The organism is Bradyrhizobium sp. AS23.2, from assembly GCF_001908185.1.
In the GTDB taxonomy this organism is placed as follows: Bacteria; Pseudomonadota; Alphaproteobacteria; order Rhizobiales; family Xanthobacteraceae; genus Bradyrhizobium.
Window position 1 is genome coordinate 1 of sequence record NZ_LGHM01000200.1, and the last position, 17837, is coordinate 17837.

17 protein-coding genes are annotated in these 17837 nt (G+C 63.6%); 7 read left to right on the forward strand and 10 right to left on the reverse strand.

Annotated elements, in window-relative coordinates:
- Window positions 1–436: 436 nt before the first annotated feature.
- The 3 genes from AC630_RS35965 to AC630_RS35975 all read right to left on the reverse strand — a co-directional run bounded on the left by AC630_RS35965 (window position 437) and on the right by AC630_RS35975 (window position 3420).
- Window positions 437–1525, reverse strand: coding sequence for a TRAP transporter substrate-binding protein (locus AC630_RS35965; RefSeq protein WP_074123140.1), 1089 nt, complete (start codon window positions 1523–1525; stop codon window positions 437–439).
- Window positions 1526–1741: 216 nt separating this feature from the next.
- Window positions 1742–2875, reverse strand: a complete 1134-nt coding sequence (locus AC630_RS35970; protein WP_074123141.1) for an Mrp/NBP35 family ATP-binding protein — start codon at window positions 2873–2875, stop codon at window positions 1742–1744.
- A 107-nt stretch (window positions 2876–2982) separates the two neighbouring features.
- On the reverse strand, window positions 2983–3420 hold the full coding sequence (locus AC630_RS35975; protein WP_074123142.1) for a VOC family protein: 438 nt from the start codon (window positions 3418–3420) through the stop codon (window positions 2983–2985).
- Between the two features lie 197 nt (window positions 3421–3617).
- Here AC630_RS35975 and AC630_RS35980 point away from each other — a divergent pair, with 197 nt between their 5' ends.
- From AC630_RS35980 to AC630_RS36000, 5 genes are all read left to right on the forward strand, one after another.
- On the forward strand, window positions 3618–4487 hold the full coding sequence (locus AC630_RS35980) for an NAD(P)-dependent oxidoreductase (RefSeq protein WP_074123143.1): 870 nt from the start codon (window positions 3618–3620) through the stop codon (window positions 4485–4487).
- A gap of 22 nt (window positions 4488–4509) precedes the next feature.
- Entirely contained in the window at window positions 4510–5787 is a 1278-nt protein-coding gene (gene nhaD / locus AC630_RS35985) for a sodium:proton antiporter NhaD (protein WP_074123144.1), read from the forward strand.
- A gap of 137 nt (window positions 5788–5924) precedes the next feature.
- A complete protein-coding gene (locus tag AC630_RS35990; RefSeq protein ID WP_074123145.1) occupies window positions 5925–7520 on the forward strand; it encodes a sensor histidine kinase in 1596 nt (531 codons plus the stop codon).
- Between the two features lie 44 nt (window positions 7521–7564).
- Window positions 7565–7768, forward strand: coding sequence for a DUF1289 domain-containing protein (locus AC630_RS35995; protein ID WP_074123146.1), 204 nt, complete (start codon window positions 7565–7567; stop codon window positions 7766–7768).
- A 28-nt stretch (window positions 7769–7796) separates the two neighbouring features.
- Complete coding sequence (locus AC630_RS36000) at window positions 7797–8360, forward strand: TIGR02281 family clan AA aspartic protease (protein ID WP_074123147.1); 564 nt, start codon at window positions 7797–7799, stop codon at window positions 8358–8360.
- Between the two features lie 5 nt (window positions 8361–8365).
- On the opposite strand, the gene dusA is transcribed toward AC630_RS36000, so the two are convergent.
- The 4 genes from dusA to AC630_RS36025 all read right to left on the reverse strand — a co-directional run bounded on the left by dusA (window position 8366) and on the right by AC630_RS36025 (window position 12604).
- On the reverse strand, window positions 8366–9361 hold the full coding sequence (gene dusA, locus AC630_RS36005) for a tRNA dihydrouridine(20/20a) synthase DusA (protein ID WP_143198575.1): 996 nt from the start codon (window positions 9359–9361) through the stop codon (window positions 8366–8368).
- Between the two features lie 293 nt (window positions 9362–9654).
- A complete protein-coding gene (locus AC630_RS36010) occupies window positions 9655–10050 on the reverse strand; it encodes a hypothetical protein (RefSeq protein WP_074123149.1) in 396 nt (131 codons plus the stop codon).
- A 575-nt stretch (window positions 10051–10625) separates the two neighbouring features.
- Window positions 10626–11945 (reverse strand): ATP-binding protein, encoded by a 1320-nt coding sequence (locus AC630_RS36020; RefSeq protein WP_074123151.1) that lies wholly within the window; start codon window positions 11943–11945, stop codon window positions 10626–10628.
- Window positions 11942–12604 (reverse strand): response regulator, encoded by a 663-nt coding sequence (locus tag AC630_RS36025; protein ID WP_074123152.1) that lies wholly within the window; start codon window positions 12602–12604, stop codon window positions 11942–11944. The genes AC630_RS36020 and AC630_RS36025 overlap by 4 nt, the downstream gene beginning before the upstream one ends.
- A 104-nt stretch (window positions 12605–12708) precedes the next feature.
- Between AC630_RS36025 and dsbD the strand changes: the two genes are divergently transcribed.
- A complete protein-coding gene (gene dsbD / locus AC630_RS36030; RefSeq protein ID WP_074123153.1) occupies window positions 12709–14538 on the forward strand; it encodes a protein-disulfide reductase DsbD in 1830 nt (609 codons plus the stop codon).
- A 40-nt stretch (window positions 14539–14578) separates the two neighbouring features.
- Window positions 14579–15214 (forward strand): DsbA family protein, encoded by a 636-nt coding sequence (locus AC630_RS36035; RefSeq protein WP_074123155.1) that lies wholly within the window; start codon window positions 14579–14581, stop codon window positions 15212–15214.
- 203 nt (window positions 15215–15417) lie between these two features.
- On the opposite strand, the gene AC630_RS36040 is transcribed toward AC630_RS36035, so the two are convergent.
- From AC630_RS36040 to AC630_RS36050, 3 genes are read right to left on the reverse strand one after another with little or no spacing between them, the layout of a single operon-like run.
- Entirely contained in the window at window positions 15418–16371 is a 954-nt protein-coding gene (locus tag AC630_RS36040) for an FAD:protein FMN transferase (RefSeq protein WP_167561348.1), read from the reverse strand.
- A gap of 11 nt (window positions 16372–16382) precedes the next feature.
- Window positions 16383–16934 (reverse strand): nitrous oxide reductase accessory protein NosL, encoded by a 552-nt coding sequence (locus tag AC630_RS36045; RefSeq protein WP_074123154.1) that lies wholly within the window; start codon window positions 16932–16934, stop codon window positions 16383–16385.
- A complete protein-coding gene (locus tag AC630_RS36050) occupies window positions 16931–17833 on the reverse strand; it encodes a DUF2705 family protein (RefSeq protein ID WP_245330620.1) in 903 nt (300 codons plus the stop codon). Before AC630_RS36050 ends, AC630_RS36045 begins: the two co-directional genes overlap by 4 nt.
- Window positions 17834–17837: the final 4 nt, after the last annotated feature.

The window sequence follows — 17837 nt, forward strand, 5'->3', positions numbered from 1 at the left end:
CGGCCCTTCGCCTGCGGAATAGCTTCGCAGCTTTTCCGCCGACTACTACGGCCTCGGCTGACTTCTCGCTCCGGCTCGACACCGTCGCCCTTTCGGGCACAAGGCGAGATCTCCCCAGGTAAGGACGCACTCCTTCGCTGCACGACCGCCGGATCTACGCCGCTTCCCCTTGATCACGAGAGCTTCGCGGTTTCTTGCCCGCTCGCCCTGGTCGGCAACGCCTTCTATCCGGTTCTTGTTCATCGGCCCGCAGCTTCGCTCCGCGCTTCCTCCCCACATTCGGTCGCCCTCATGCAGTTGCGCTTCGCTTCGCTCGTTGTGATCAACTAACGATGGGACTTACACCCATAAGAGTGCGTCCATGCTGGGCGCACAAGAAAAAGCCCGGCCTCGCGAAGGAGGCCGGGCCCTGTCGTCTTGCGACTTGTTCGAAAGATCAGCCGCGGGTGCGCGAGCGGATCATGAAGCTGTCGAAGGTGTATTCGGCGACCTGCCACCACAGATATTCGTCGGAGCGGTAGGCCTGCATGGCGTCGATCGACTTCTTGAAGTCGGCGTTCTTGGCCGAGGTCTCCGCCCACAGCTCGTTGGTCGCCTTGAGGCAGGCCTCGAGCACCTCGTTGGTGAAGGGACGCAGCTGCGTGCCGCCTGCGACCAGACGCTTCAGCGCCCCCGGGTTCTGCATGTCGTAGCGCGCGGCCATCCAGGTGTTGGCGTTGGCCATCGCGTTGGCGAGGATCGCCTGGTAGTTCTTCGGCAGCGAATTCCACTTGTCCAGGTTCGTGAAGGCGTGGACCATCGGACCGCCTTCCCAGAAACCCGGATAGTAGTAGTACTTGGCGACCTTGGCGAAGCCGAGCTTCTCGTCATCATAGGGGCCGACCCACTCGGCCGCGTCGATGGTGCCCTTCTCCAGCGCCGGATAGATGTCGCCGCCGGCGAGCTGCTGCGGCACCACGCCGACCTTCTGGAGCACCTGGCCGGCGATGCCGCCGATGCGCATCTTGAGGCCCGAGAGATCGGCAACGGTCTTGATCTCCTTGCGGAACCAGCCGCCCATCTGGGTGCCGGTGTTGCCGCAGGCGTGACCGATCACGTTCGACTTCTTGAAGAACTCGTTACCGAGTTGCTCGCCGCCGCCCTGGTACCACCAGGAGTTCTGCATGCGCGCGTTGAGGCCGAACGGCACCGAGGCGTAGATCGCCCAGGTCGGGTCCTTGCCGACATAGTAGTACGACACGGTATGGCACATCTCGACGGTGCCATTCGAGGTCGCGTCGAGCGCCTGCAGGCCGGGGACGATCTCGCCGGCCGCGAACACCTGGATCTGGAATTTGTTGTCGGTCATCTCGGCGACGTACTTCGCCACCTGCTCGGCGCCGCCATAGATGGTGTCGAGCGACTTCGGGAAGCTCGACGTCAGGCGCCACTTGATCTCGGGCGAGGACTGCGCAATCGCCGGCGAGGCTACCGCGGTCGCCGCCGCGCCTGCTGCCGACACTTTCAAGAAATCACGACGCTTCATCTTCAGTCTCTCCTTGCTGGGGCGTTTCCCCTAGACTTCCTTGTTCCCGCCACTCATTCCGGCGACGCGTTTGGCCGCGTCGAACCGAAGGGGCTTGACTGCCGTGGGCGTTTAACACGGAAGCCTCGCTTTCGGAACGCGACATTGGCATGACGGGGCTCTACGAAAGTCGCATGTCCCCGAGGTACTGGCTGGAAGGGATTGGCCCGGAGCCGCTCAGGCCGCGGCAATGACGCCCTTGAGCTGGTCCCGGACCTGGCCCGCTATGGCGCGGTAGATCGCCGCATGGGGCCCGTCCGGCTCGCTGTCGACCACGGGATTGCCGGCATCCGAGGTGGCGCGAATCGCCATGTGCAGCGGGATCTCGCCCAGGAACGGTACTCCGAGCTTCTCGGCCTCGTGCCGCGCCCCGCCATGGCCGAAAATGTCCGACCGCGTGCCGCACTGCGGGCACTGGAAGTAGCTCATGTTCTCGACGATGCCGAGCACGGGCACATTGACCTTCCTGAACATCGCAAGGCCCCGCCGCGCGTCGATCAGGGACAGGTCCTGCGGGGTCGAGACGATCACGGCGCCCTTCAAGGGCACGTTCTGCGCCAGCGTGAGCTGGGCATCGCCAGTGCCCGGCGGCATGTCGACGACCAGCACGTCGAGCCGGCCCCATTCGACGTCGCGCAGCATCTGCGTCACGGCCGACATCACCATCGGGCCGCGCCAGATCATCGCGGTCTCTTCCTCCACCAGGAAGCCGATCGACATGATGGCGAGGCCGAAGCGCCGGAGCGGAATCATCTTTCGCTCATTGTTCAGCTCGGGCTTGTCACGCAGCCCCGTCAGCCGCGGCACCGAGGGGCCGTAGATATCGGCATCGAGCAGCCCGACCTTGAGACCGAGGTCGCGCAGGCCCAGCGCCAGGTTGAGCGCGGTGGTCGACTTGCCGACGCCGCCCTTGCCCGAGGCGACCGCGATCACGGCGGCAACGCCCGGAATCTCCGACTGCCGCGCCATCGGCGAGCCGCCCCCCTGCGGGGGCTTGTGGGCATGCACCGGCTGCACCCCCGGCGTGCCGCGGCTTGGCGTTGGCGGCGGAGGTGCGGAGCCCGGCTTGCGCTCGGCGGTCAGCGCCACCATGACGGTGGTGACACCGGGAATGGCGCGCACGGCGGCCTCGGCTTCGACCCGGATGGACTCCCAGGCCCGCGCCTCAGCGGCATCGACATTGATCGAGAAGAACACCTTGCCGTCTGACGCGCTGATCGGGCTCAGCACATTGGCATTGGTGAGCGCGACCCCGCGGGGTGACTTGATCCTGGCGAGGCTGTCGAGAACCTGTTGCTGCGTCACGCTCAAAGCGCATCTCCTGAACAGAGCATGATCCGGAAAGTGTGTAGCGGTTTTCCGATCAGATCATGCTCAAGGCTTTAGGATGCCCCATTAGAGCGGAAACGCCCAAAAGGCTACTGCCTGCCGATATCGTCAGCCATCTCGGCGGGCGCGGCCCCCTGCTCGCTGGCCGCCTCGTAATTCAGCTCGATCATGACCCCATTTGGGTCGTGGACGAATATCTGCCAGAGGTCGCCACCGGGCACCTGGCGGGACTCGAACTTCATCCCCTTGGACGCCAGCCGCTGCTTCATGCCGTCGAACCCGCGGCTGACGAAGGCGACATGGTGGACAACGCCGGAATCCGGTTTTTGTGGCTCCGAGGTCGGAGAAATATCGACGAGGTGCACCACCGGCTTGCCCTCGCTGTACATCCAGGCCCCGGGAAAGGCGAAATTCGGCCGGGCGCCTTTTTCCAGGCCCAGCACATCCTCGTAGAAGCGGACCGTCTCGGCCAGATTCCGGGTCCGGATGTTGAAGTGATCGAGAACGCCAACGCTCACGCCGCCCATGCCTTCGCTCCCATTCTATGGAAGTCCTGAAGCCTGCATCCTAGCACAGGAGGGCGACAAACGAAGCCGTTGCCCTCTGGCCTCAAGGGTTTATGGTGCGCCCGGTCTGCCGCAACGGCGGAACTTCCAGGACTCTGATTGGCGCCCCCCTGCCCGGCAAAAACCGTAAAACCCAAACTGCGGACAAGGTACCACACATGGCTAAAGTAGCTTTCCTCGGTCTCGGCGTCATGGGCTCCCCCATGGCCGGACACCTCGTGAAAAAAGGGGGCCATGAGGTCACCGTCTACAACCGCACCGCAGCCAAGGCGAAGGAGTGGGCGGACAAGTTCGGCGGCAAGACCGCAGCGACCCCAAAGGCGGCCGCCGAGGGCCAGGATTTCGTGATGTGCTGCGTCGGCAACGACAACGATTTGCGCTCGGTCACGATCGGCGCTGACGGTGCGTTTGCCGGCATGAAGAAGGGCGCGACCTTCGTCGACCACACCACCGCCTCCGCCGAAGTCGCGCGCGAGCTCGACGCGGCCGCCACCAAGGCCGGCTTCAAGTTCGTCGACGCGCCGGTGTCCGGCGGCCAGGCTGGCGCCGAGAACGGTGTGCTGACGGTGATGTGCGGCGGTGCGCAGGACGCCTATGCCGGCGCCGAGCCTGTCATCGCGACCTATGCGCGGATGTGCAAGCTGTTGGGACCCGCCGGCTCGGGCCAGCTCACCAAGATGGTCAACCAGATCTGCATCGCGGGCCTCGTCCAGGGCCTTTCCGAAGGCATCCACTTCGCCAAGAAGTCGGGCCTCGACGTCGCCTCCGTGATCGAGGTGATCTCCAAGGGCGCGGCGCAGTCCTGGCAGATGGAAAACCGCTACAAGACCATGAACGAGGACAAGTACGATTTCGGCTTCGCCGTCGAATGGATGCGCAAGGACCTCTCGATCTGCATCGCGGAAGCCCGTCGCAACGGCGCCAACCTGCCGGTGACCGCGCTGGTCGACCAGTTCTACGCCGAGGTCGAGAAGATGGGCGGCAAGCGCTGGGATACGTCGAGCCTGCTCGCGCGCCTTGCGCGCTGACACCTGACGGACTGAACCCACCTTGCTGATCGCGATCGCCGTCATCTTCGTTCTGGCCTACGCGGCGATCGCGCTCGAACATCCGCTTGGGATCAACAAGAGTGCCACGGCGCTGATCGGCGCCGGGCTGCTCTGGGCAATCTACGCAGCCACGATCGGCGACCATGCGATGGTTAGCCGGCAAATCGACGAATCCGTCGCTTCCACCGCGCAGATCGTGTTCTTCCTGATCGGCGCGATGACCATCGTCGAGGTGATCGACGCCCACGACGGTTTTGAGGTCATCACCTCCCGCATCGGCACGACCAGCCAGGTTCGGCTGATGTGGCTGATCGGCTTTGTAGCGTTCTTTCTGAGCGCGATCCTGGACAATCTGACCACCACCATCGTGATGGTCTCGCTGGTGCAGCGGTTGATCGCCAGGCGCGATGACCGCCTGCTGTTCGCTTCCCTCATCGTCATCGCCGCAAATGCCGGCGGCGCGTGGACCGTGATTGGCGACGTCACCACGACCATGCTGTGGATCGGCGGGCAGATCACGCCGCTGAACATCATGGGCGCGGTATTCCTGCCCTCGCTGGTCAATCTGCTCGTACCGCTCGCCTTCATCAGCTTTCTGGTGAAGGGCAAGACCATCGCACCGCCGCCCAAGGACGACGGCCTGCAGACCGTCAGGTCGTTCGAGCGCAACCTGATGTTCTGTCTCGGGCTCGGCGCGCTGATCGCCGTACCCGCCTTCAAGGCGGTCACGCATCTGCCGCCCTTCATGGGAGTGCTGCTTGGGCTCGGCATTGTCTGGCTTGTCGGCGAGATCATTCATCGCGACAAGGACGAGCATGTCCGCCGTCCGCTGACGCTCGCGCACGCGCTGACCCGGATCGACATGAGCTCGATCGTGTTCTTCGTCGGCATCCTGCTCGCGGTGGCCTGTCTCGAACACGCTGGCCTTCTGACGATGCTGGCCAGATGGCTGGAGACGACGATCGGCCGCCAGGACATCATCGTCGTCGTGCTCGGCCTCCTCAGCGCCGTCATCGACAACGTACCGCTGGTGGCCGCCACCATGGGCATGTACGACCTCGGCCATTACCGGCCGGACAGTTTCCTCTGGGAGTTCATCGCCTATTGCGCCGGCACCGGCGGCTCGATCCTGATCATCGGCTCGGCCGCAGGCGTCGCCGCAATGGGCCTCGAGCGGATCGAGTTCCTCTGGTACGCGCGCCGCATCGCCGTCCCCGCGCTCGCGGGCTATCTGGCAGGTGCAGTCGTTTACATCGCGCAGCATGCGGCGCTGCATTGAGCGGCACCGCGCGAGCCAAAAATTAACACGCGGTTAACGTAATTCTTTAGCTCCTTAAGTCACCTCTTAAGGATTTCTTGCCAGAGATAGACAATGCAGAAGGCCCGCCTTGCGCGGGCAGGAATTGTTGTTGTTGGATGAGTGACCCCGCTGAAAAGCCCGAGGTTGTGCTGCTTCCGGCCGAGCCGGTGAGCGCCCCATCGGCGAGCAGCCGAAGGGCTGCGGCGCAGCGGGTGCGCGAGGCGCGCGACAAGTTAACGTCGACCAGCGGAACCCGGCCGGCCTTCGACGCCGAGATGCTGCGCCAATATGCCCAGACCCGGCTGTCGGCCTCGTATGTCGTGATGCTGCTGGTGGTCGCCACCGGCGTGCTGTTCGGGCTGTTGATGCAGCCGATCCCCGCCGCGGCCTGGACCGCCGGCATGATGTGCATTCACGCCGCGATGATCCGCAACTGCCGGCGCTTTTTGGCCGAGCCCGCCTCGCCCTCGGCGACGCGCGCCTGGCGGACGCGCTTCGTCGGGCTCGACCTGCTCTATGGCCTGTGCTGGATGGCGATCCTGATCCATCCCGTGCTCGACATGGTCACGGAAACGCTGATGATGTTCCTGATGCTGCTGGTGATCGCAGTATCGAGCATGCTGGCCGCCAATCTGCCGATCGCAGCCCTTGCCGCCACCGCGCCGGTCGCAGTCGCGATGGCGTTGAGTTTCGCGATGAGCGGTTCGCTGGACAACTACATCCTGGCGGCGCTCGCACTCGGCGCCGAAGGCTATTTCGTGCTGCTGGCGCACCGCCTGCACTCCTCGACCTTCGCGACACTGGAAGCGCGCGCCGAGAAGGACGCGCTGATCGGCGAGCTCGAACAGGCCAAGGCGATCTCGGACGAAGCGCGCCACCGCGCCGAGGCCGCGAATGTCGCCAAGTCGCGCTTCCTCGCGCAGATGAGCCACGAACTGCGCACGCCGCTGAACGCGATTCTCGGCTTCTCCGAGGTGATGAAAAGCGAGATCTTCGGCGCGCATGCTGTGCCGGTCTACAAGGAGTACTCGGCGGACATCCATAATTCCGGCGTGCACCTGCTCAACCTCATCAACGAGATCCTCGATCTGTCTCGGATCGAGGCCGGCCGCTACGAACTCAACGAGGAAGCTGTGTCGCTGGTCGGCATCGTCGCCGACTGCCACCACCTGATGAAGCTGCGCGCTTCCAGCCGCGGCATCACCATCCACGAGGTGTTCGAACAGGCCATGCCGCGGCTCTGGGCCGATGAGCGCGCGATCCGACAGGTCGTGCTCAACCTGCTCTCCAACTCTATCAAGTTCACCCCGCAAGGCGGCGAGATCTGGCTGAAGGCCGGCTGGACCGCCTCGGGCGGACAATATCTCTCGGTCAGGGATTCCGGCTCCGGAATCCCCGAGGACGAGATTCCGGTCGTGCTCGCCTCGTTCGGCCAGGGCTCCAACTCGATCAAGTCGGCGGAACAGGGCGCAGGGCTGGGGCTGCCGATCGCAAAGAACCTGATCGACCTGCATGGCGGCACGTTCACGCTGAAATCGAAGCTGCGCATCGGCACCGAGGTGATCGTCACCTTCCCGCCGGAGCGCGTGATGAGCGCGCTGGCGCCAATGTCGGAGGATGCCCCGCCGCTCCAGCCGGAAAGTTCCGTGCTGCCCGACGAGAAGCGCCGGCCGCGCCACAAGCCGATCATGAGCGCAGGTACGGGCTCTTAACCAGATGCTTGCAGAATTGCCCGACCATCCCTCACTATGCCGAGATGAGCAAAGAAACGCCGTGCGTCGCCGTCTGCATGATCGATCCCAAGACCAAGCTGTGCTTCGGCTGCGGCCGGACCTTGCCGGAGATCGCGCGCTGGCACGCCATGGAAAGCGCGGAACGGCTGGCGGTCATGGCGCTGTTGCCGGCGCGCATGTCGGAAGCTGGTCTTGCGCCGATCGCGGGATCGCCGAAACCCACCTGAACGGCAGGCGCTCGCGTGGAGGCGCGCAATGATCCGCTTCCTGCTCGTTCTCATCATGCTCGCCGGTACGGCAGGCGCGGTCGTCGCCTATGGCGATCCCGATCAGATCGCGCGCGCGAGCAACAAGGTCTCGCATATGTTCCGCGCGCACACCGCCTCTCCCCCCTCCCCCGCCCCCGCCGTGCAGATCCAGCGCGGCCAGGGCGGCGAATTCGCGCTGCGTGCGAAGATCAATGGTGTCGCCGCACCGATGGTGATCGATACCGGCGCGACCTCCGTGGTGCTGACCTGGGAAACCGCGAAAGCGATCGGGCTGCCACTCGAGATGCTCGAATACGACGTCGACCTCGAAACCGCAGGCGGCCACACCAAGGCGGCCCGGCTCACGCTCGACCGTCTCGCGGTCGGCCATCTCGTCGAGAAATCGGTGCCGGCCCTGGTCGTGCAGCGCGGACAGATGAAGACCAATCTGCTCGGCATGAGCTTCCTCGACCGCCTGGAGAGCTGGGGCGTGCGCGCCGACAAGCTGATGCTCACCGGTTATCCGGAACTCCAGAGCAGCCACCGCCGCTCGCGCACGGCGGTCGACTGATTGATCTACGCTGCGGCCTCGGCAGGTACGCCTGCACCGACGCGCGCGATCGCATCGCGCAGCACGTCCAGACCGGCGCCCGGCTTCACACCCTGCTCGGCAAGATGGCGGCGGAAGGCGCGCGCGCCGGGCACGGCATGGAACGCGCCGACGAAATGCCGCGTGATGGCGTGCAGCCGCATACCGCGCGCAAGCTGCTGCTCAATGTAGGGCATCATCGCTTCAAGCGCATCCTGCATGGTCGCATGCGGCGCGGCCTCACCGAAGATGTCGGGATCGACGGAGAGCAGCCGCCACGGCTCCTGATAGGCGGCGCGGCCGAGCATCACGCCGTCGACATGTTCGAGGTGCGCTTTCGCCTCCCCGATGCTCAGGACACCGCCATTGATGATGACAGGCACATCCGGCATCGCGCGCTTGAGGCGATAGACGCGATCATAGTCGAGCGGCGGGATATCGCGGTTCTCCTTCGGCGACAGTCCGTTGAGCCAGGCCTTGCGGGCATGCACGACCAGCGCGTCGCAGCCAGCGGCCACGACGCCGCGCGCGAGCGTGTCGAGCGACACTTCCGGATCCTGGTCGTCGATGCCGATGCGGCACTTCACCGTGACGGGAATGGCGACCGCGCGCTTCATCGCCTCGACGCACCTTGCCACCAGCTTCGGCTCCGCCATCAGGCAGGCGCCGAAGCGGCCATCCTTCACGCGATCGGACGGGCAGCCGACATTGAGATTGATCTCGTCATAGCCGAACTCTTCGCCGATCCGCGCGGCCAGCGCGAGGTCGCCCGGATCCGACCCACCAAGCTGCAGCGCCACCGGGTGCTCGCACGCGTCGAACCCAAGCAGCCGCTCCCGGTCGCCGTGAATGATGGCGCCGGTCGTCAGCATCTCCGTATAGAGCAGCGCCCGCCGTGTAAGGTGACGGTGGAACACCCGACAGCGGCTATCGGTCCAGTCCATCATAGGCGCACAGCTAAATTTCCATTTATTTTCAATCACTTACGCCTCTCTGTCACTCCAGTCCTGGGAAGACACGGCAACGTATCTATACTGATTTAGCTGGGTTTTTTAGGGATGGTTCGATTATCTAGCCAGTTTTTGGGAGTCATTTGCTACGAATTTGCTACTCCACCGGTTCACGCGACGACCTTTGCGTTCAGTAGCAAATCAAGCGAAAACCGCCCGGCGGCGGCTCGATGCGTGCAAAACGCAGATGCGGCTTTTGGGGACTAAGCAGAAGTCGTCTGCTCGATCAGAGCATTGCCGGTTTTGATCCCCATTGCGGACATCCGTCACTCGCCGCTATCGACAATTTCAAAGGACGGCTCGGCCTTTGAAAGTACATCGACGCAACCCCACCCAGTGATGAATTCGTAATGGCAAACGGGATGGTGAGCCCATTTCCAAGCCTCCGACTGCGTGTCCGCAAAGATTGAGCCTTCTACGCGATAGGCGAAGTGTCTTGAGACCAGTCCTTCGTTCTTCGTACCTCGCTCGGTACTGAGCGGCATTTCATCCAAAAGGCGAACTATAGTAGCTCCGTCGAAGCAAACACGGAGTGCGCGCCCCTCAACGCCCGGCAGAATGAAGTCTGCCGAAAGGTGGTCCCTCTTCCAATTTATCGCTAAAAGATCGCTTTCATCACAGGCAAAGCTAACGCCTGCGTCGATCGGAAAATACTTAGGCACGCGTTGCTCCAGCGATTGCCAGGAAGTGTGTTCTACACCTTACGTCCGAATGTCTGGTTGTGGCCTGGCTCAGAGGTCCGCTTTCGCGCCGCAAGTGCCCGATCTCGTCAGCCGCCACATGTGTGTCGTTGATCTGCGTGAGTTGATTATAGAGCAACTACAGAGAATTGCGTTGATGCGATCAGAGATGGTTCGAAGCCATCACCAAAAGACGCAAATGCATTTGCTACGATTTTGCTACGAGATGCAGGTGCACCCGCACTAACCTGCTGCTATCGCGCAAAAATCCCGCTTGTTGTTCTGTCCATCATGGGTGCAATGCTAAATCGATGCGCTAACATTTTGATATTATTTCGCTTTATCGTCTCGTGTAGGTTGGCCGATTTTTGGGCCGACAGTCGCCTGAGCCTTGGAATTAAATCATTTTCCCTTCGTTTCAAGCACTTGCGCACGCGGCACGTCTGGCTGCGGCGATATCGCGATGTGGGGCCGATTACATTGTCCGCCACCAACGGCCTCTCGAAATGCTGCACACTTAGCTCGCTGCCATGGGCGCGATGGACTCGCTCGCGCCGCTACGTCCGGACGCGGAACGTCAGTTCGGACCGGGCTCCGCTGCGACCCGTACGGTTCGATATGGTTACTTCGGCTCCGATTTTCGCCAGCGCGAGCTTGACGATCGCCAGACCCAGTCCGCTCCCGATCGGGCTTCTCAGCCTTCCACGGAAGAAGCGGTTGCCGAGCTTGTCGAGCTCGTCGGAAGGTATTCCCGGCCCTTCATCCTCTACCGAGAGGGAGTTCGACCAGGCGGCCCAGACGACGCGGCCATCGCGCGTGTGCTGGACCGCGTTTTCATGCAGGTTGCGCAGCGCGAGTTGCAAGCACTCGGCATTGGTGTCGAGGATCATGTCGCGAGCGCTCGCATCGATGGTGACGACGGTTCCTTCGTGCCTCGGAGTACCCGCGACGATTTCCGCGAGCATCGGACCGACCTCGACCCGACTTCTCGGCGCGTCGGCGACATCGGCGTCGAGCTTGGCGATCGTCAGTAGTTGACGCACTAGACGCGTGCTCCTGTCGACCGCCGCGACGATCTGCTCGAGCGCTCCGCGCACGACCTTCGGATCCTTGGCCGCAAGCGCGACCTGAGCCTGCGTCTTGAGGCCGGCCAGCGGCGTGCGCAATTCGTGCGCGGCGAAGGCCGTCACCTCTCGTTCGTGGCGGCGCGCCGCCTCCACCCTGCCCAGCAGCCCGTTGAGCGCGGCCGCCAAAGGTCTGACTTCGATCGGCGCCTGATCGGCCTCGACTTGCCGCATATCGTCCGGCCCCCGCTCGACGAGGTCCTGCGCCATCCGCCGCAGCGGTCGCAGCCCCTGTCCAACGCTGGCCCAGATCGCCGCACCGAGCAGCGGCGCGATCAACAGCGCTGGAAGCATCAGCCCCTTGATGAGATCGGTCACCAGGCGTTCCCGCAGGGATAGCCGATCGCCCACCATGACACGAAGGTTGTGGTCGGCATCCTCCACGGAATACACGCGCCAGGTCTCGCCTTCGATCGTCCGGTCAGAGAAGCCGGACGAGGCGGACGAGAGTTGCTGGTCGGGCGCACCGCTCGACTTGGCGACCATCCGCCCGTCGAGCGACCATATCTGACACGACAATTGACGTTCGTAGCTGCCGAATTGCGCGATGGCGGCGGGCGCCGATTTTCCGGGCAGATTTTCGAAGCCGGACGCAAGCGAAGCGACCATGCGAGCGGCCTCCTGAAGGCGCGTGTCGAGGACCTGCTCGACCTCGCCGCGGCTTCCGACATAGATCCAGATCACCGCCGCCAGCCAGACGATTCCGGTCGCGGCGAGCAGCGTCGCGAAGAGTCTCAGCCTGAGAGATCTCATCGGGCGGCTCCCATCCGGTAACCGACGCCACGCAGCGTCTGGATCGCGTCCTTGCCGATTTTTGCGCGAAGATTGTGGATGTGTACCTCCACGGCATTGCTCTCAATGTCCTCCTGCCAGCCGTAGAGACGATCCTCTAGCTCCGACCGCGAGCGCACTTGTTCGGGACGCTCCATCAGCGCAGACAGTATGGCGAACTCCCTTCTTGACAGGTTGATCGGTTTGCCGTCGACGGTCGCCGAAAACTCCGCGGGCGAGAGTACGATCGCGCCGTGCGTCAGGGAGGGCGCCGCCCGCCCGCCTTCCCTTCGGACGATGGCGCGCAGGCGCGCGGCAAGCTCATCGAGATCGAATGGCTTCGCCAGATAGTCGTCAGCTCCTGAGTCCAGGCCGCACACCTTATCGACGACGCTATCGCGCGCAGTCAGAAGCAGGACGGGCGTAGCGTCCCCACGATTCCGCAGGTTCCGCAGCAAGTCCAGACCGCTTCCATCAGGCAGCATGACGTCGAGAACGATGGCGGAATACCTCGCAGACGCGATTGCGGCATCCGCGTCCTCGCACGATTCCACGGCGTCGACGGTAGCGCCCGACAACGCCAGGCCCGCCCGCAGACCGTTGGAAAGGATCGGGTCGTCTTCGACGACGAGAATTCGCATGAAAACCTCCGGAGCCTCCTCTCGCTGGCCCGCCTTAAGGCTGGCTTAAGGTAGCCCATCCAACTCGCGGTCCTCCGCATACAAACGCAGGACCGCCACAGAAAATGCCGGGCATTCTCCGTCTCTCGATCGCACTCTTCGTTCTTCTGGGGTCCCTCGCTACCGTGCGAGCCGAGACGCCCCCGCCGGCCGACCAGGTCTTCCGTCTGCGGGTCGCGAGGGAAGACAGCGGCGTGAAGCTAGTCTGGACGATCGCGCCCGGCAACTATCTGTATCGCGCGATGATCGTCGCGAAGAACGCGATGCCGCCGGGCGCGCCGATCGCGGTCCGAACGCCTGCCGGGGAACCCAAGGACGATCCCGACTTCGGCCCGCAGGAAGTGTATCGGGACACGTTGCAGGCGGAGATCGCGTCGGTCGATCTGCAAGGGCACCACGAAATCGTGGTGACCTATCAAGGGTGCGCGGAAAAGTACCAGATCTGCTACCCGCCCGTCTCCAAGACGATCGATCTGCAGACGCTCGCGATTGCGGGACCGACCGTTGCGGACGTCGGCTCATCTGGCGGCCGATCGTCCTTCGTGGACGCTCCACAGGACGTTACCGGCGATGCTGATCGAGGCGGCTCGACCGACGCTTCGCAGGGATCGGCGGCGGACCTCTCCTACTGGATCACGCTCGGCGGCATGCTGGCGTCATTCTTCGGTTTCGGCGTCCTGCTGTCGTTCTCGCCCTGCACGTTTCCGCTGGTGCCGATCTTCTTCGGTCTGATGGCGCGATCCCAAGAGCGCCTTTCGTTCGGGCGCGGAATCGTGCTCGCGGCCACGTTCGTCGGTGCGTCGGCGTCGGCCTATTCGATGCTCGGCGCTTTCGCCGCCTGGTCGGGATCGAGCGCCAACCTGCAGATCCTTCTGCAGACGCCGATCGCGCTGGGCGTCATGAGCGCCGTCCTCGTCGTCCTCGCCCTTTCGATGTTTGGTCTCTTCGAGATTCAGTTGCCTGCTGGCTTCGTCAACCGAATTTCGGGCGCGGCGTCCCGTGGCGGTCGTGGACCGCTGGCGGCCGCCGCCGTGCTCGGCTTCGGATCGGCACTGCTCGCCGGCCCATGCGTGACGCCACCGCTCGCGACGGCGCTGCTCTCCGTCGCGCGCACCGGTGACGTCGCGCGGGGCATGGCCGCCCTTTTTCTGTTCGGCGTTGGTATGGGCGTGCCCCTCTTGGTCTTCGGCGCGCTCGGCCCCCGCTTCCTGCCGAAGCCAGGCAAATGGCTCGTCCGCGTCCGGCACGCCTTCGGATTCATTTTGTTGGGCGTGGCGGTCTCGATCTTCTCGCGGGTGCTTTCGCAGCAGTTGACGCTGCAGCTCTGGGGCGCGCTCGCCATGGGCGTCGCCGTCTATCTCGGAACGCAATTTCTGATGGCACACATGTCGGGCCGGTTCGTTTCGATGGGCTTCGCGACCGTCGCAATGCTGATCGGATCGGTTCTCTTGATCGGCTCGGCAGGCGACGACAACCTCACTGCGACACACATTCTCGACCGCTTCATTTTGCGGGAGTCCGAACCGGCCGACTCGGTCAGAACGGTCCGTTCGATATCGGCTCTTGACCTCGAACTAGCTGCGGCGCGCACCGAGAACAAGCCGATCATGCTCGATTTCTCGGCCGATTGGTGCGTCGAGTGCAAGGCGATGGACGCCGTCCTGCGCAGGCCCGACGTCCGCCAGAGGTTGCAGGGCTTCCGCATGGTGCGCGCAGACGTGACCGCGGTCGACGCCGCCAGTCGCGCCCTGATGGAGCGCTTCGAGATCGTCGGACCGCCGACCGTCCTGCTTTTCGGAAGAAAGGGAGGCAGCGACCCCACAACCCGGATCGTAGGCGCTGTCGATGCCAACGCGCTTCTCGCGAAATTGTCGACCGTCGTAACGGCCGACTGACACCCAACCACAGAAGAAGGACCCCCTCATGCTGCAACGCATCTCCAGACGCACGCTCGCTCAGATCCTCGTCGTCGCCGGGGCGCGGTATCTCATCGCGCCCGCGCGTGCCGACGACAATCCCAGCGAAACGGACGTATCGCGCGAAGCCATCCTCCGCGATCCCGCGACGCCGACGACCGGCAACCCGAAAGGCGATCTGACGATCGTGGTGTTCTTCGATTACAACTGCCCGTACTGCAAGCAATCGGAGCCGGAGCTCATGCGTCTGGTCAAGACCGACGGGAGGATCCGTCTCGTCTACAAGGATTGGCCGATCCTCACCGAGGCGTCGATCAAGGGCGCGCAGTGGGCCTTGGCAGCGAAGTATCAGGGCCGCTACGACGAGGCTCACTTTGCGATGATGGCGATTCCCGGAGCGAAGATTCCCGCGGAACGGATGCGGGAAGCGATCGCGAAGGCGGGCGTCGACATGGACCGTCTCGATGCCGATCTCCAGACCCACGCTGGCGAGATCACCGCGCTTCTCAGGCGCAACCTCGCCCAAGCTGACTCGCTGGGGCTACAGGGAACGCCGGCATACATCGTGGGCCAGTACAGGGTGACTTCGGCGCTGAATTACGAAGGCTTCAAGCACGTTGCCGCGGATGCGCGCGCCCATGCGGCCAAGAACTGAACGGCGCCGGCATCATAAGCAGCCCATACAGATGTTCGGGTCGAATCCGAAGCGCCCCCTTAGAAGAGACGGTCAGCTCTCAAGAGCTTCACCTTCTCTTCGCGGCCACTGCAATTCACGGCAGCGGGCTCCGCCCGCTACCGTCACGAGTACAACGCAATCGCTTCACGCACCACATACGGTCGCCCGACCATCCGTAGCGATCAGGCGCGCCTGCACATTCGGCCGGGAGGCGACGAATCCCGTATCCGCGGAATGGCCATCAGGCTAAAGGCAGTCGAGAGAGCATCAGCTTCGGTTGCGCTCGGAGCGACAACGCTGACGGTTCGATAGAGAGACGGGCTCAATCCCGTTGTCGGGTCGAAGATGTGCGTAAACCGGCCGGTGGCGTCGAAGCGGAATCCGGCGCCGGCCGTTGTCGCGACGGCGCGGTCGACGAGCTCGATCGTCTCAGTGAGAGCGCCTGGCCTGTCCGGATCTACCGACACGCCACGCCCCCCTTCGGGTCGCGGCCCGATTGCGCGAATCTCTCCCATATTGACCAAGGTCGTCGACAAGCCCGCCTTTCGCCGCTTCTCGACGACCTTGTCGGTCGCGAACCCCTGCGCAATACCGTTCAGAGTAATCGCAGCGCCGCGATGCGCCAGAGCAATGCGATCCGGCGTCACCAGCAGCCCGCGGCGGCCGACCCTGGTCAGCACCTCGGCGAGCTTCTCCCGCGGCGGGCCATTCGGATCCGGACGCTCCGAAGAGAAATGGTCGGCATAGAGCGACCACAACGGCTGAACGGTCGGATCGAATGCACCGCCGGTCAGGTCGCCAAAGGCCAGCGAGGCCTCGAGCAGGGCCACCATGTCAGGATCCGGCGCAACGAGAATGCCGGTGCGGTTGAGCGTGCAGATCGCGGAGTCCTGGCGGTACAAGCTGAATTGCTGCTCCAGCCTTCGTATGTCGAGAAGACAGCTACCGACCAATCGCTCGGCCTCGGCGCGGTCCGGATGATAGATCTCCATCGAGACCTGCGCTCCGAGCGCCGAACCATGCCAGCGCACAGCCTCTTGCGCCCGAGCGATGCGTGAGCCGCTCACGAAAGCCGAACCGAGCGCCGTCGCCGTGATTGCGATCATCCGTCGCCGCGAGAGAGTTGGATTGCGCATCATCGGGGTCCTCAATTGGGCCTGACATCGCCACGATCATGTTCGACAGGCTCGCCTGCCGTATCACTACCCAGCACGTAGGAGCCTGGAATTTCCGCAAGTGTCATCACTCGCCCGCCATTGTCGGTCGCGAACCCGTCGGCCGCAGCCCGGTTGCCGAACGGGACCGCTTCCGCTGCCCCCATGCCACCCTGCTTCCGGCTTTCGATCACGAAGAACGCCATCCTCGCGTCAATCCAGTTCGTTGCGCCAGGCTCCTCCCAACTGGTCGCGCGGGCCATGTCCGAGACGTAGATTGCCCGGATGTCGCGCGGCTGATCCGGCGTCAGCGTGAACGCCACGGTGTCCCGGACCGAGGTGAACCAGAATGGATCGATGCGGCTCGCTGTGATGATCTGGCCCTTGGGTCCAGGATGCTCCATCAGGTTCATGCCGCAGAAAACGCCCATCGCATCGCGCGTGAGAGGAAACGGCCGCGGCATGTTGGAGTTGCCCGTGTCTGGGTTGCAACCGGCGAGAAGCAGCGCCGCGATGATGATCACACCGACGGATCTTCGGGTCATAGCTCCCTCCGTGCGAAGAAGGTCGCAGCAAGCCCGAGTGGTGTCACGATCCAGACCAATAGACCCAGCAAGAGCGCAGCAATGCCGGAGGTGGCCGTTCCCGACAGCCCGGCCATACCGGAAAACTGGCTCACGTTGAATCCGGTGAGATTCGCCAGACGGTAAAGATCCGTGGGATTGAGGAACAGAAGCCATTCGAGGACCGTTGCCGAGATGATCTGTCCCTGGTCGATCACCAGGATCCCAAGCAGCGCCATATCGAACACCAACACCATCAAAAGCCAGATGCCGACCGACAGGCCGGCCGCGGTGCCGCGGTCGCGAACCAGACTGCTGATGAGGTATCCTATCGCCACGAATACAGCCCCTAGCATGATCGACGTCCCAAGCATGGAGGCAAAGGCGTACCAGCTTGCTGCCAGTGCGGTGGTGCCGGTGATCGCGAGCGCGGCGGCTGCCGCGCCATAACCGAGGATGGTCGCGAAGGCGAGGATCAGGACGTGACCGCAGAATTTGCCGAGGATGACCTGGCTGCGACCGACGGGGTAGCTCAACAGCAGGATCATCGTGCCCCGCTCCATTTCACCGACCACGGCATCGTGCGAGATCAGTAGCGCGATCAACGGCAACAGAAAGATCGTCAGGCTTGACAAGCTGACAACCACCACGTCGAGGGCGCCGGCGCCGACATTGCCCGTGGGAGCGCTGCCGAGGAACGTCAGCGACAAGGCAAGTGCGGCGAGCAGAAGCGTTGTCGCCAACACCCAGCGGTTCCGCAAGCCTTCCTGGATCTCCTTGAAGGTGTTCGCCGTCAGAGCCCTTGAGACAAATTGAGGGACTTCACGAAGGGAGGATTTCTGGTTCATCGTAGCCGCAAGGAGCGAAGATGAAGCAGAAATCCGG